Origin of the sequence: Salinihabitans flavidus, from assembly GCF_900110425.1 — a bacterium.
GTDB lineage: Bacteria > Pseudomonadota > Alphaproteobacteria > Rhodobacterales > Rhodobacteraceae > Salinihabitans > Salinihabitans flavidus.
In genome coordinates this window covers 103797-118426 of the sequence record NZ_FODS01000008.1, presented here as the reverse complement: position 1 = coordinate 118426, position 14630 = coordinate 103797, and the positions used below count along the sequence as shown (strand labels likewise).

The following is a 14630-nucleotide window of genomic DNA, read 5'->3' as shown; positions in this document are numbered from 1 at the left end:
TCGAACACGATCTCTGGCAGGCAGAACCGCATCAACCCGGTGTTCGCGCGTAAGTGGAGATTGAGGTTATCATGGCTGATCCAAATGGTCCCGGTGTTGTTGACGGCACGTCTGGGGACGATACTATTGTAGAAGGCATTTACACGGACATCGAAGGCGAATCCGTCACCTCCGGCGATGACGTGATCAACGCCGGCGCCGGCGACGACTACGTAGAGGGCGGCGACGGCGACGACCTGATTTTTGGCGAAAGCGGCTCCGACACGCTGATCGGCGGGGCGGGCAACGACACGATCTATGGCGGGTATAACCCCTCGGCCACGGGTGGCGGAGGTCGGGAATCCTTCAACTGGTCCCTCATCCCCGACGACGACGGGTCCGGCACCATCGACGACGAGGACGAGATCCCCGACGGGGTGACGCAGAACACCGGCTCTGTCTCGGTGACCTATGACCGGCTCGACGCCCAGGGTGAACTTCCCAGCTTCGAGAACGACACCCAGAACGTGAGCGGCATCGACAGCGGCGACGAGACCATCAACCCCAACAGCGCGATGGAATCGGAAGCCGGACCGGGAACAGAGACATTCCACGCGCTCGATTTCTCGGAATCCGTTGAGAACGTGGATTTCCGCATCAACGGCATCACGTCCTCCAGCGCGATCAAGGTTTGGGCCTTCGACGCCGATGGCAACCAGATCGACGTCACGCTCGATGACGGCCTCGCCAGCGCGGGTCAGCTAGTCGATCCGACGTCGTCGCTCAACGTGCATGTCGATGGCCCGGTCAGCCGGATCAAGATCATCCACGGCAACGACGGCACGGAATCAAGCAGCATCACCGTCACGGACGTGTTCTTCGATGCCCCGGAGGGCGGGTTGCTCGACGACGGCTCCGCCGACAGCCTCGTCGGCGGCGACGGTGATGACGTGATCTATGGCCAGGGTGGCGACGACACCATCGACGGCGGCGCCGGTCACGACGTGATCGACGGCGGAAGCGGCGATGATCACATCGACGCCGGAAGCGGCAACGACACCATCATCGGCAGCGACGGCAGCGATACCATCCTGGGCAGCGACGGCGACGACACGCTCGACTTCACCGACACCACCGACGACGGCGGCGCGCCCATCGGCCTCACCGTGGAGGTGAACGACGAAGGCGACGGCACCGGCGTGACGAGCACCGGCGAGACACAGACCTACGATGACGTACAAACCTTCATCGCGGGAGAAGAGCCGGGCGCGCCGGATGACGAGATCACGCTGACCACCGCGGTCTCCGATATCTCCGCCATTTCCGGGCTGAGCGACACCGCCGAGGGCACCTTCACCCCCGATGGCGGCGGCGATCCCATCGCCTTCGGCCCCGGCACGGGCACCTCCCTGTCGGACATCATCGGCGGCTCCGGCAATGTCGGCAGCTACTCCATCTCCGGCGGGGATGAGGGCGGCCGCATCGGCAACATCGGCTTCGAGGGTTTCGAGACGATCAACTTCGACGTGATCTGCTTCACCCCGAACACCGGCATCCTGACGCCCTCGGGCGAGGTGGCGGTGCAGGACCTCAAGGAGGGCGATCAGGTCGTCACCCGCGACAACGGGCTGCAACGCATCCGCTGGATCGGGCGCAAACGCCTCTCGGGATCGCAGCTTCTGCAGCTGCCGCACCTGAAGCCGGTTCTGATCCGCGCCGGATCGCTCGGCGCCAACCTGCCGGAGCGGGACATGATGGTCTCGCCCAGCCACCGGATGCTCATGGTGAGCGAGACCGCGCAGCTTCTCTTCGAAGAGCGCGAGGTTCTTGCCGCAGCCAAGCACCTGACCCATGTGGATGGCATCCAGCAGGTCGATACCGTCGGGGTGGAGTATATCCACTTCCTTTGCGACAACCACGAGGTCGTGCTCGCCAACGGCGCATGGAGCGAGAGCTTCCAGCCCGGCGACTACTCGATCAGCGGCATGGACAGCGAGCAGCGCAACGAGATCTACGAGATCTTCCCCGAATTGCGCCAGCGCGAAACCCTCAACGCCTACAGCGCGGCCCGCACCACGCTGAAACGCTACGAGGCACAGCTTCTGGGATAGATCATCTCCACATCACGATGCATCCCGGACAGGGGCGGTCTTCAGGGACCGCCCCTTTTGCGTTGGGGGTTTCCCCCTGTCGGAAGCGTTGAACCGGACTCATTTCCCGCACGTCCGGTCCAGACCTCCGGCGCTCGGCCGGAGTCAGCTCAGATCACATCTGACCTTCGACAACGGTCAGGCCAAGACCGTGCCACGCCTGCATCCCGCCACGGTAATAGTAGATCTTCTCGGCCGGGTAACCTTCGCGCAGCATCGCTTTGATTGCCATGGGGGACTGGCCGCACCACGGCCCGTTACAGAACAGCAGCACCTCTTCGGCGTTCGTGCAATCCCAGTCGCCCTCGCTGCCCGTGCAACCGATCTCGCCCAGACGGCTGGCCATTTCCGTGTAAGGCATGTTGATCGCGCTCGGAATCGTTCCGTCGAGGTGCCACTCAAGGGTTCGGCCATCAATGAGTTTGCCACCTTTTTCAGCGAATTTCAGAAGCTCGATCTCGCCGACGGTGGTGACGCCCGGCGCGACCTGCATCGGCTGAATGCAAAAGGGCGGGCAGTCGCGCGAGGTTTTCGCATAGGCTGGATCGACTGTCGCCTCCGGGTCCTGATTGCGCATGATTTCGACGGGGCCGTCCACGGTCTCGACCGTGACACTCCCGATCTCGGCATTGATTCTGACATCGAGGTCTTCGGCTGACACCTGCGAAACAGGCAAGCCCGCGATGATCAGGGCTGCGAACAGATTTTTCATAATTCCTCCGGTTTTGAGTATTTCTGTGGTGGGGCAAGTCTAGTTTCAAAAAACTGCATATGTCGAGAGTCTTTGGATTGAGGCGCCCCTCATGCCGGGCGCGGCCCATCGCGCATTCACCCGATCTCGACCCGCCTGACCAAAGCGCAAAGACCGCAGAGGTCTGCCCCTTTTGGGAGGGGGAGAAGACGCTGCCGCCACGTTGCGCCTGTCATGGCCACCACAAAAGGGCCTGCGCCCGCCGTGGGGCGGGCGGGCGCAGGCCCGGGCCGCAAGCGCCCCGGGCGGGCGGGCGGGATTGAATGGAGGGCAATGCGCAGGAAGGGGGCTTTGCAAACTACAGCGAGCGGGCCAAACCGGACCTTTGTGTTCAGCATCGCGGCCAACCAAAGTGGTCGTTCCCCATTGACTTCTTTCCAGCCATGAACACCAAGTTGGGTTCTTGCCGGTAGCTTAGAGTTCTGTAGTCTTGGGGATGCATCATGGTTCTTGCTTGGAAGGCAAAATGGACGTCAAATCATCACAGGCAACGGGCAATGCAGCCATGCACTACGCTGCTTGGCAACTCTCTCGAAAGGGATGGAACGTAATGCCGACGGCCCGAAATGCTAAAGGTAGCGATTTGTTTTGCGCCAATGACGATGAATCAATAATTTTTGGTGTTCAAAGCAAAGGGCTTTCAAAACGCGCCCCGGTGGGTTTAGGGGCAAACCTAGACAACTTACGTTCCGATTGGTGGATTATCACGATCAACGCAAAGGAAGAAAACCCGACTTGTTTCATCTTGTCTTTGGAAGAGGTCAAAGAGATATGCTTCCACAGCGATCCTGCAAAGAGCAAGACAGGATCAAAGTCCCATTGGCTACAGCCCAAGGCTTATGATCAACCACAGTTCAGGGACGCTTGGCATAGGTTGGGATGAACACGGCTCATATTCGCCCGTCTTGCAGTCTACTTGTATGCGCCCCCCTGCGGTGAAGGTCAGCTTACGCAGATTTTGAGCAAGCGCGATGGGTCCGCTTCAGCCTGTCACCGATAGCTGATCGCAAGTTTTTCAGCGCCACAAACCGAGCAAACTCGCTTTATTCGTGTGAAGCCATAGTGCTCTGACAGTTCGCGTGACTTGTGGTTTGCGTGTTGTCGCACTGAGAGATCAAGCTTCTGAGCGATACAATCGTCGCAAATGCATCGTGGTGAGATGCTTTGTACAAGTTCTTTGACCTCTTCAAATACCGTCATCTCAAGTCTCCAAAATGCTAAATAGTACCGGTAGGAGAGCTCAAAACGAGGGCAGCTTCAAGGCCACAACCCAACCTTCCCGGCACTTGGCGTGACAGTTCTGCGCCGATGCCCGCCCCCACTCTCTCCCCCAATCTCCCTCTCAAAATCACCCCCACCGCCCGGCGGCACCGCCGGGCCGCGCCCGACCTCCCCCGGGAGGGCGCGATTGCATCCTTTGCGCGCATCTCCCCCGGCGCGGCAGGCGCGATGCCACCTTATTCCGCCCCGCCGCGCAGGCGCCCCCCCCAGGTCGGGCGCGGCCCTTCCCGTCTTCACCAAATCTCAACCGATCTGACCAAACCCTAAAGACCGTCCTGTTAACGGCGCCGATTCCGAACAGCGCCACCGACGCAATACCGACAAAATACCGACGTTTTACCGACATGGGTTTTCCAGCGTTAACAAGGGCTTGGCCCGATTCGCCCTATCAGAGCGGCAGCGGCTCATTCTGCTTGATCTCGTCGAGGATCAGGTTGGTGCGCACGGTGGACACGCCGGGGATGCGAAACAGGAACTCCTCAAGGAACGTCGTATAGGCCGCCTTGTTGCGGCAGCACACCCGCAGGTGGTAATCGGCGTCCCCGGTGGTGGAGTAGCAGTCGAGCACTTCCTCACGATATTTCACAGCCTTTACAAAGCGTTGGACGCTCTCCGGCTCATGCCTTGTCAGGCCCACGTGCACCATCGCGTGAAACTCCAGCCCGCAGGCCTCGGCGTTCAGAACGACGCTGTAGCGTTCGATCACCCCCGCCTTTTCCAGCGCCCGCACCCGCCGCCAGCAGGCCGAGCCGGACATGGCGCTCGCCTCCGCCAGATCCTGATTGGACATCCGCCCGTCCCGCTGCAAGGCGCGCAGGATGCGCAGATCGGAAGGGTCTAGCGGCATTTCACCCGACATCGCAAAATCCTTTCATCCAGGCGCGAAAAGTGGATGATCTTACCCCCGCAGGCCCCATCGGGCAAGTCATCTGGTAACATTCTCCGCCCCGCCCGCGCTACCCTTTCGGCAAACAGGAGCGCGCCATGACCAGACACAGCCAGTTTCCCGATCCCGTCACCCCGATGGAGTATGAGCTTGACGACCGCTACACCAAACGCGAGGGCCGGGTCTTTCTCACCGGCACGCAGGCCATCGTCCGCATCGCCCTCGATCAGGCCCGCCGCGACCGCGAGGCCGGGCGCGACACCCGCGGCTATGTCTCCGGCTACCGGGGCTCGCCGGTGGGGGGCGTCGACCTCGAATTCGGCCGCATCCCGGATCTGGCAGAGCAGGAGGGGGTGACCTTCTTTCCGGCGGTGAACGAGGATCTCGCCGCCACCGCGATGATCGGCACGCAGCAGGTGGAGACGGACCCCGACAAGACCTGCGAGGCGGTGTTCGGCCTGTGGTATGGCAAGGGGCCGGGGGTGGACCGCTCCGGCGACGCGCTCAAGCATGGTAACGCCTATGGCGCCTCGCCAGGCGGCGGTGTGCTGGTGGTCGCGGGCGACGATCACGGCTGCGTCAGCTCGTCGATGTCACATCAGTCGGACGTGGCCTTCATGTCCTTCTTCATGCCGACGCTGAATCCGGCCAATGTGGCCGAATACATTGAGTTCGCGGAATACGGCTATGCGCTCTCGCGGTTCTCGGGCACATGGGTGGGGTTCAAGGCGATCTCGGAGACGGTGGAATCGGGCATGTCCTTCGATCTGCCGAAGGATCGCGTGTTCAAGACCCCCAATTACACCCCGCCCGCCGACGGGTTGCACTACCGCTGGCCCGACCTGCCCGGCCCGCAGATCGAGGCGCGGCTGGAGGACAAGAAAGAGGCGGTGCTCGCCTTCGCCCACGCCAACCCCATCGACCGCGCCATCTATGGCACAGAGAACGCCCGCTTCGGCATCGTCACCACCGGCAAGGGCCACCTCGACCTGATGGAGGCGCTGCGCCTTCTGGGGCTGGACGAAAGCAAATGCCGCGAGTTGGGCATCGACATCTACAAGATCGGCATGGTCTGGCCGGTCGAACACGAACTGGCGCTGGAGTTCGCGCGCGGCAAGCGCGAACTGCTGGTGATCGAGGAAAAGCGTGGCATCATCGAAAGCCAGCTCAAGGAATATTTTTACGACGATCCGGGCCGCACGCCCGAACGCATGGTCGGCAAGCGCGATCAGGACGGCAACCGCCTCGTGCCCTGGACGGGGGAACTCTCTCCGCAACAGCTTGCGGAGATCGTGGCCGCCCGGCTCGACCACAACTTCGATCTCGGGCTGGGCGAGGTGGCCGCGAAGATCGCCCCGCCGCCGCCGGTGATCAATGTCCCCGGCGCGACGCGCACGCCCTATTTCTGCTCGGGGTGCCCGCATTCCACCTCCACCCGCGTGCCCGAAGGCTCGCAGGCGATGGCCGGCATCGGCTGTCACTTCATGGCAAGCTGGATGGACCGCGACACCACCTCGCTGATCCAGATGGGCGGCGAAGGCGTCAACTGGGTCGCGCGCAGCCGCTACAACGGCGGCAAGCACATCTTCCAGAATCTGGGCGAGGGCACCTTCTACCACTCCGGCTCGCTCGCCATCCGGCAGGCCGTCGCGGCCGGCACCAATATCACCTACAAGGTTCTGTTCAACGACGCGGTGGCCATGACCGGCGGGCAGCATGTGGACGGCCCCCTCACCGTCGAGTCGATCGCCAGCATGATGACCGCCGAAGGCGCCCGCGCGGTGCATGTCGTCTCCGACCATCCCGAACAGTTCAAACCCGCCGATCTGCCGCCCGGCGTGGGCATCCATCACCGCGACGATCTCGACACCGTGCAACGCGAGCTGCGCGAGGTGCCGGGCGTCACCGTTCTGATTTATCAACAGACCTGCGCGACCGAGAAACGCCGCCTGCGCAAGCGCGGCAAGATGGAGGATCCCAAGCGGTTCGCCGTCATCAACCCGCTCGTCTGCGAGGGCTGCGGCGATTGCTCGGTGGCCTCCAACTGCCTCTCCGTCGAACCGCTGGAGACGGAGTTTGGCCGCAAGCGGCAGATCAACCTGAACTCCTGCAACAAGGATTTCACCTGCCTGGACGGCTTCTGCCCCTCCTTCGTCACGGTCGAGGGCGGTACAAGGAAAAAGCCCGCCCCCGTCGCCGAGGATGTGGAGGCGCTGGCGCAATCGCTGCCCGCGCCCGCCCTGCCCGTGCTCGATGCGCCCTTCGACATCCTTGTCACCGGCGTGGGCGGCACCGGCGTCGTCACCGTGGGGCAGCTCATCGCGATGGCCGCGCATCTCGAACAGAAGGGAGCGAGCGTGCTCGACTTCATGGGCTTTGCGCAGAAATTCGGCCCGGTGCTGAGCTATCTGCGCGTGGCGGCCCGGCCCGAGGACATACAGCAGGTGCGCATCGGCCCGAGCATGGCCGACGCGCTCATCGGCTGCGATCTCGTGGTCAGCTCCTCGCCCAAGGCCTCCGCCACCTACCGCCGGGGCAAGACGCGCGGCGTGCTGAACGCCGCCGAGATGCCCACCGGCGATTTCACCCGCAACCGCGACGCCGACCTGATGACGCAGGTGCGTCTCGGATCGGTCGGCAAGGAGGTGGCCGATCTGACCGTGCTGAACGCCAACACGCTGGCCGAGAAACTGATGGGCGACACTGTCTTCGCCAATGTGCTGATGCTGGGCGCGGCCTGGCAGGCGGGGCTCGTGCCGCTGGGCCTGCCCGCGCTGATGCGCGCGATAGAGCTGAACGGCGTGGCGGTCGAACGCAACAAGACCGCCTTCGCATGGGGCCGCGTGGCGCAGGCCATGCCCGAAAAAACCGCTGCCATCACCGGGGAGACGGACCCCGAACCCGACACCCTCGACCAGATCATCGACCGCCGGGCGGAGTTTCTGACCGGCTATCAGAACGCCGCCTGGGCAGACCGCTACCGCACCACGCTGGCAAAGATGCAGCAAGCCGAAACGGACACCTGCGGCGCCCCCGGCGCGCTGTCGGAGGCGGTGGCGAAAGGGCTCTTCAAGCTCATGTCCTACAAGGACGAATACGAGGTCGCCCGCCTGCACACGCAGACCGGCTTCATCGAGGGGTTGTCGGACCGCTTCGAAGGCGATTACAGCGTGAAACACCATCTGGCCCCGCCGTTCCTGCCCTCGGGCACCGACTGGCGCGGACGCCCCAAGAAACGCGCCCTCGGCGGCTGGGTCCGCGCGCCCATGCGGCTTCTGGCGCGGATGAAGGGCCTGCGCGGCACGCCGCTCGACCCCTTCGGCCTCACCGGGGAACGCCGCATGGAACGCGCCCTGATCGCGGAGTATGAGGCCACGATCGACCGGCTTCTGGACGGGCTGAACGCGAACACCCGCGACGAGGCCGCGCGCATCGCCGCGATGGTCATGGAAATCCGCGGCTACGGCCCGGTCAAGCAGGAGGCGGCGGACAAGACCCGCGCGGCGATGCAAACCGAACTGGCACGCTACCCCGGCGCATAGCCGTCAGCAGGCGCGCGCCGCGCCCTTCATCCTTGCATCAGTCCTCTGGGGGCCGGGGGTGCCATCCCGGGGGCTGCGCGCCCCGAGCGCAAAGGCATCTGCGCACACTTCGCGTGCCCCATCCGGTCAGGCTTGGAAAATTTCCGCTTCCCCGGCACCGCCCCCACTTGTGCCTGCCCGGAGGATTGGTCAGTGTATGCGCAAGATAAGCAATGACCGTATGGGCCCGGGCGCGCGCCTGCCGCCCGGATCAGGAAAGAGCCAATGAGATACCACACACCAGACAGCTTTGAAGACGCCTCCGCACTGGCCGCGAAGGCCGGCGGCTCAGCCCGCTTTCTCGCCGGCGGCACCGACGTGCTCGTGCAGCTTCGCTCCGATATCTTCACCCCCGATGACCTCATCGACATCAAGCATATCCCCGGCGTGCGCGTCATCACGCATGAGGATCACGGCGGCTGGCGCATCGGCGTGGCCGTCTCCGGCGCGGAGATGACCGAACACCCCCGCCTCAAGCTGGACTGGCCCGGCGTGGTCGAGGCGATGGATCTCATCGGCTCCACGCAGATACAGGGCCGCGCCACCCTCGTGGGCAACCTGTGCAACGGCTCGCCCGCCGCCGACGGCGTGCCCGCGTTGGTCGCTGCCGGCGCCCATGTCACCGTCACCGGCCCCGGCGGCACCCGAGAGATCGCGGTGGAGGATGTGCCCACCGGCCCCGGCAAGACCTGCCTTGAGACCGGCGAGGTGATCAGCGCCCTGCACCTGCCCCCGCGCGGGCACAGCGCGGGGGATGCCTATCTGCGCTTCATTCCCCGCACCGAAATGGACATCGCCGTGGTCGGCGCGGCGGTCAACCTGCGCCTTGACGGCGACACCGTGACAGAGGCGCGCGTCGCCCTCGGCGCGGTGGCCCCCACCGTGAGCCTCGTGCCCGAGGCGGGCGCCGCGCTGGTCGGCTCCACGCTGGATGACGCGGCACTGGACAAACTCGCCGAGGCGGCCCGCGCCGCCTGCAACCCCATCGACGACAGACGCGGCACCATCAAGTTCCGCACCAAGGTGGCCGGCGTTCTGGCTCAGCGCGCCGCCAGAATCGCCTACGCCCGTGCCAAGGGAGACCGCAAATGAGCATGATCCACGTCAATACGAAGGTGAACGGCGACGAGGCCGAATTCCTCTGCGACCCGCGCGAGACGCTTCTCGACGTGCTGCGCGACCAGCTCAACCTCACCGGCTCCAAGGAAGGCTGCGGCACCGGCGACTGCGGCGCCTGTTCGGTCACGCTCGACGGGCGGCTCGTCTGCTCCTGCCTCGTGCTCGCCGTGGAGGCGGAGGGCCATGAGATCGGCACCGTGGAAGGGATCGCGGAAGGCGAAACCCTGCACCCGCTGCAACAGAAATTCATCGAATATGCCGCGCTGCAATGCGGGATCTGCACGCCGGGTATCCTCGTCGCGGCCAAGTCCCTGCTGGAGAAGAATCCCGACCCCACCGAATCCGAGGTGCGCTACTGGCTGGCGGGCAATCTCTGCCGCTGCACGGGATATGACAAGATCATTCGCGCCGTGATGGACACGGCCAAGGACATGCGGGAGGCGTCGTAATGGCACTGGACGACCAAAAAGGCAGCTTCAAGTTCATCGGCACCCGCCCCGACCGGCCCGACGGGCTCGACAAGGTGACGGGGCGCGCCCGCTTCGGCGCCGACGCCCACGCCTCGGGGATGCTGCACGCCGCCATCCTGCGCAGCCCGCACGCCCATGCGCGCATCCTGAACATAGACACGTCGAAGGCCGAGGCGGCCCGCGGCGTGAAGGCCATCGTCACCCGCGCCGATTTCACGCAATCGCTGCAACCGGCCCCCGGCATGAAGGGCGAGAACTGGAACATCCTCGAAAACGTCATGGCCGGCGACACCGCGCTTTACGACGGTCACGCCATCGCGGCGGTGGCCGCCACCTCCGCGCTCGCCGCCAAGGACGCGCTCAAACTGATCGAGGTGGAGTATGAGCCGCTCCCCCATGTCACCGACGTGGACAAGGCCATGCAGCCCGATGCCCCGGTGATCCGGGAGGGCGTCGCCGCCGGCACCGTGCCCGACGGGATGCACCCCAATGTCGCGGGCTATCACGAAAGCGGCCACGGCGACGTGGAGGCCGGCTTTGCCGAGGCCGATCTGGTGATCGAGGATCACTTCGTCACCGAGGCCACCCATCAGGGCTATATCGAACCGCACGCCTGCCTCGCCCAGCTTGGCGCCGACGGCAAGGGGGAACTGTGGTGCTGCACGCAGGGCCACTGGAACGTGCAGAAGGTCTGCGCCGCGCTGCTCGATCTGGAAACCAGTCAGCTGCGCGTCACCGCCTCCGAGATCGGCGGCGGCTTCGGCGGCAAGACGGCGGTCTTCATCGAACCCGTCGCGCTGGCCCTGTCGCGCAAGGCCAGCCGCCCGGTGAAACTGGTGATGAGCCGCGCGGAGGTGTTCCGCGCCACCGGCCCCACCTCCTCGACCTCGATGGACGTGAAAATCGGGATGAAGAAGGACGGCACCATCACCGCCGCGCAGGGCGTCTTCCGGCTTCAGGGCGGCGCCTTCCCCGGCGCGCCCGCCGACATGACCGCCATGTGCGCCTTCGCGCCCTATGCGCTCAAGAACGTGCATCAGATCGGCTATGACGTGATGACCAACCGGCCCAAGCAGGCCGCCTACCGCGCGCCCGGCTCCCCGATGGCGGCCTTCGCGGTGGAATCGGTGATCGACGAGCTGTGCAACCAGCTCGGCCTCGATCCCATCGACACGCGGCTCAGGAACGCATCGCACGAAGGCACGAAGGCCAGCTACGGCCCCCGGTTCCAGCGTATCGGCCTTGTCGAGACGCTGGAGGCCGCGAAGGCCCACCCGCATTACACCGCCCCGCTGAAGCCGGGGCAGGGCCGCGGCATCTCCTGCGGGTTCTGGTTCAACCACGGCGGGGAAACCTCCGTCTCGCTAGCCCTGTCGGAGGATGGCACCGTGCAGCTTGCCGTCGGCACCCCCGACATTGGCGGCTCGCGCGCCTCGATTGCGCTCATGGCGGCCGAGGTTCTGGGCGTGCCCTATGACAACATCCGCGTGATCATCGCCGATACCGCCTCTCTGGGCTATAACGAGATCTCGCACGGCAGCCGCGTGACCTACGCCTCCGGGCTGGCCACGATCAAGGCCGCCGAGGACGCGGTGAAAAAGCTCTGCGCGCGCGCGGCGGCGAAATGGGGCATCCCCGAGGATGCGGTGAAATGGGAAGACGGCTGCGCGGTGCCGTCGGGGCCGAACGCGGGCGAGTTTCCCCCCATGCCGATCGCGGAGATCACGCGCAAGATGGGCGCCACCGGCGGGCCGATCTGCGGCCACTATGAGGCCACGCCCGAAGGCGCGGGCGTCAGCTTCGCCACCCATATCGTCGATGCCGAGGTCGATCCCGAGACCGGCAAGACCTCCGTGGTGCGCTACACCGTGGTGCAGGACGCCGGCAAGGCGATCCATCCCACCTACGTCGAGGGGCAGTTTCAGGGCGGCGCGGCGCAGGGCATCGGCTGGGCCCTGAACGAGGAATACATCTACGGAGAGGACGGGCGCCTTCAGAACCCGCTTTTCCTCGACTACCGCATCCCCGTGGCCTCCGACCTGCCGATGATCGACACGGTGATCGTCGAGGTGCCCAACCCCGGCCACCCCTACGGCGTGCGCGGCGTGGGCGAGACCTCGATCTGCCCGCCGCTGGCGGCCATCGCCAACGCGGTCTCGGCGGCGGCGGGCGTGCGTCTGCGGCAACTGCCCATGTCGCCGCCCCGGATTCTGGAGGCGCTGGAAGAGCAGACCCGCGATGGTTGAGGTCAACCTCTGGTCCGGCCTGCGCCCGCTGGCCGATGGCAAGGAGGTGGTCGAGGTGCAGGCCGATACCGTCGGCGCCCTCCTCGACGCGCTGGTGGAAAAGCATCCCGGCCTGCAAGAGGCGATCGACGCGGGCGTGTCGGTCGCCGTTGATGGCCGCATCATCGCCAGCGCGCAGGATGAGCCGATCGCACCGGACAGCGAGGTGTTCCTGATGCAGCGCCTCAAGGGCGGCTAGTGACGGGCGCTCGCCGCGCGATTCCAGGCCGGACCTTCCCCCTGACCGCGTGTCGGGAACAGGCACGAATGCGGCGCTGCGGCAACGGCAGCGTTGTCAGACCTGTGCGACATCCCTAAAAGGGAGCGAGGTGTTCAGCGCGCGAAGGGTCATGTCATGATCAAGGTGTTGTCCGGGGTCTGGGCCCTTCTGCTCGGAATCGTGCTCATCATGCTGGGCAACGGCATGCATTTCACCCTGATCGGCCTGCGCGGCGGGATCGAGGGGTTCTCGGCCACCGAACTGGCCATCGTCACCTCCGGCTACTTTCTCGGTTTCCTGTCGGGCGCCCGGATCACCCCGCTGATGATCCGCCGGGTGGGGCATGTGCGGGTCTTCGCGGCGCTTGGCAGCTTCATGTCGGCGGGGCTGATCGCCTTTCCGCTGCTGACAGACCCCTGGGCCTGGACGATCCTGCGGGTTCTGGTGGGTTTCTGCATGTCGGGCATCTATGTCGCCGCCGAAAGCTGGCTGAACAACGCCGCCACCAACGAGACACGCGGCAAGGTGCTGTCGGCCTACATGATCGCGCAGACGCTGGGCATCATCGGCGCGCAGGGGCTTCTAACGCTGGGCGATGCGGGCACGTCGGTGCTCTTCATCGGGGCCTCGATCCTCGTGTCGATCTCCTTCGCGCCCATCCTGCTGTCGGCCACCCCTGTCCCGGCGGTCGATGTGGCGCGCCCGATGTCGCTGCGTCAGCTTTTCATCGGCTCGCCGCTGGGAACCGTGGGGATCTTCCTTCTGGGCGGCGTCTATGCGACGCAATCGGGCATGGGCGCGGTCTTCGGCACGCAAATCGGGATGACGGCGTCGCAGATCGCGCTCTTCGTCGCGATGCTCTTCGCCGGCGCGCTGCTGATGCAATACCCCATCGGCTGGCTCTCGGACCGGATGGACCGCCGCAAGCTGATCTTCGGGGCGGCCGCGCTCGGCGCGACCTCCTGCGCCGTGGGCTGGATCACCGGCGGGGGTCTGTGGCCCCTGATGGCGGCCGCGTTCTTTGCCGGCGGTGTGACGACGCCGCTTTATGCCCTGTTTCTGGCCTACACCAACGATTCGCTGCCGGTCGAGGATATGCCGGCGGCCTCCGGCGGGCTGGTCTTCACCTTCGGGCTGGGCGCGATCGCCGGTCCGATGGTCACCGGCTGGGCGATGGAAGGGGTTGGCCCGTTTGGCTTCTGGCTGGTGCTTGGCGCGACCTTCGCCGCGATCGCGCTCTATGCGCTCTACCGCATGACGCAACGCGCGACCGCGCCGGTGGACGAGACCGAAAGCTATCTGGGCGTTCTGCCCACCACCTCCACCGTGGCGGTGGAGGCCGCGGGCACTTGGGCCGCCGAACAGGCCGAGGCGGACCGCGAGGAGGAGGACGCCGCGCAGTCCTGACCGCAGCCTTGCCCGCACCGGAAAGTCTGGCATCCTGCACGGCAACGCCAGCCCACACGACGGAGTTGACAGCAATGACCCCCCTCACCCCTGCCGGACTGGCCCCGCCCTTCGCCGCCTACAGCCACGGCATCGCCGTCCCCGCGAGCCGCCTTCTGGTCACCAGCGGTCAGCTCGGCCTCGCGCCGGATGGCATCGTGCCCGAAGACGCCCAAGGTCAGGCCGAAATCTGCTTGTCCAACATAGACCTGATTCTCGCCGAGGATGGCATGACGCGCGCCAATATCCTGCGCCTCAACGCCTATGTCACAGACCGCGCCCATATGGCCGGCTACATGGCGGCGCGCGATGCCTATCTCGGCGGGCTGGCGGCCCTGCCCGCCTCCACCCTGCTGATCGTGTCGGGCTTCACCCGCCCCGAATTTCTCGTCGAAATCGAGGCCATCGCCGCCACCTGACCGCGCAAGACTCCGGCCCCCGTGCATTTTTTCGGGTCAAATA

11 protein-coding genes are annotated in these 14630 nt (G+C 65.3%); 9 read left to right on the top strand and 2 right to left on the bottom strand.

Translation table 11 applies throughout. The features are described 5' to 3' along the window. Positions 1–71: 71 nt before the first annotated feature. On the top strand, positions 72–2090 hold the full coding sequence (locus tag BMW66_RS08990) for a Hint domain-containing protein (RefSeq protein WP_093117618.1): 2019 nt from the start codon (positions 72–74) through the stop codon (positions 2088–2090). A gap of 154 nt (positions 2091–2244) precedes the next feature. Here BMW66_RS08990 and BMW66_RS08985 read toward each other — a convergent pair whose 3' ends face one another. Continuing rightward, positions 2245–2841: a rhodanese-like domain-containing protein gene (locus BMW66_RS08985; protein ID WP_093117616.1), complete on the bottom strand. Its 597-nt coding sequence runs from the start codon at positions 2839–2841 to the stop codon at positions 2245–2247. 505 nt (positions 2842–3346) lie between these two features. Here BMW66_RS08985 and BMW66_RS08980 point away from each other — a divergent pair. Beyond that, positions 3347–3763, top strand: a complete 417-nt coding sequence (locus BMW66_RS08980) for a hypothetical protein (RefSeq protein WP_093117614.1) — start codon at positions 3347–3349, stop codon at positions 3761–3763. 786 nt (positions 3764–4549) lie between these two features. On the opposite strand, the gene BMW66_RS08970 is transcribed toward BMW66_RS08980, so the two are convergent. Then, a complete protein-coding gene (locus BMW66_RS08970; RefSeq protein ID WP_093117610.1) occupies positions 4550–5020 on the bottom strand; it encodes an Lrp/AsnC family transcriptional regulator in 471 nt (156 codons plus the stop codon). Between the two features lie 125 nt (positions 5021–5145). Here BMW66_RS08970 and BMW66_RS08965 point away from each other — a divergent pair, with 125 nt between their 5' ends. The 7 genes from BMW66_RS08965 to BMW66_RS08935 all read left to right on the top strand — a co-directional run bounded on the left by BMW66_RS08965 (position 5146) and on the right by BMW66_RS08935 (position 14587). Beyond that, positions 5146–8589, top strand: a complete 3444-nt coding sequence (locus tag BMW66_RS08965) for an indolepyruvate ferredoxin oxidoreductase family protein (protein ID WP_093117608.1) — start codon at positions 5146–5148, stop codon at positions 8587–8589. Positions 8590–8853: 264 nt separating this feature from the next. Next, positions 8854–9720: an FAD binding domain-containing protein gene (locus BMW66_RS08960; protein ID WP_093117606.1), complete on the top strand. Its 867-nt coding sequence runs from the start codon at positions 8854–8856 to the stop codon at positions 9718–9720. After that, complete coding sequence (locus tag BMW66_RS08955; protein ID WP_093117604.1) at positions 9717–10196, top strand: (2Fe-2S)-binding protein; 480 nt, start codon at positions 9717–9719, stop codon at positions 10194–10196. Before BMW66_RS08960 ends, BMW66_RS08955 begins: the two co-directional genes overlap by 4 nt. Continuing rightward, complete coding sequence (locus BMW66_RS08950) at positions 10196–12463, top strand: xanthine dehydrogenase family protein molybdopterin-binding subunit (RefSeq protein WP_093117602.1); 2268 nt, start codon at positions 10196–10198, stop codon at positions 12461–12463. The genes BMW66_RS08955 and BMW66_RS08950 overlap by 1 nt, the downstream gene beginning before the upstream one ends. Beyond that, complete coding sequence (locus tag BMW66_RS08945) at positions 12456–12701, top strand: MoaD/ThiS family protein (protein ID WP_093117600.1); 246 nt, start codon at positions 12456–12458, stop codon at positions 12699–12701. Before BMW66_RS08950 ends, BMW66_RS08945 begins: the two co-directional genes overlap by 8 nt. A 156-nt stretch (positions 12702–12857) precedes the next feature. After that, positions 12858–14129 (top strand): MFS transporter, encoded by a 1272-nt coding sequence (locus BMW66_RS08940; protein ID WP_093117598.1) that lies wholly within the window; start codon positions 12858–12860, stop codon positions 14127–14129. Between the two features lie 74 nt (positions 14130–14203). Continuing rightward, a complete protein-coding gene (locus tag BMW66_RS08935) occupies positions 14204–14587 on the top strand; it encodes a RidA family protein (protein WP_093117596.1) in 384 nt (127 codons plus the stop codon). Positions 14588–14630 lie beyond the last annotated feature (43 nt).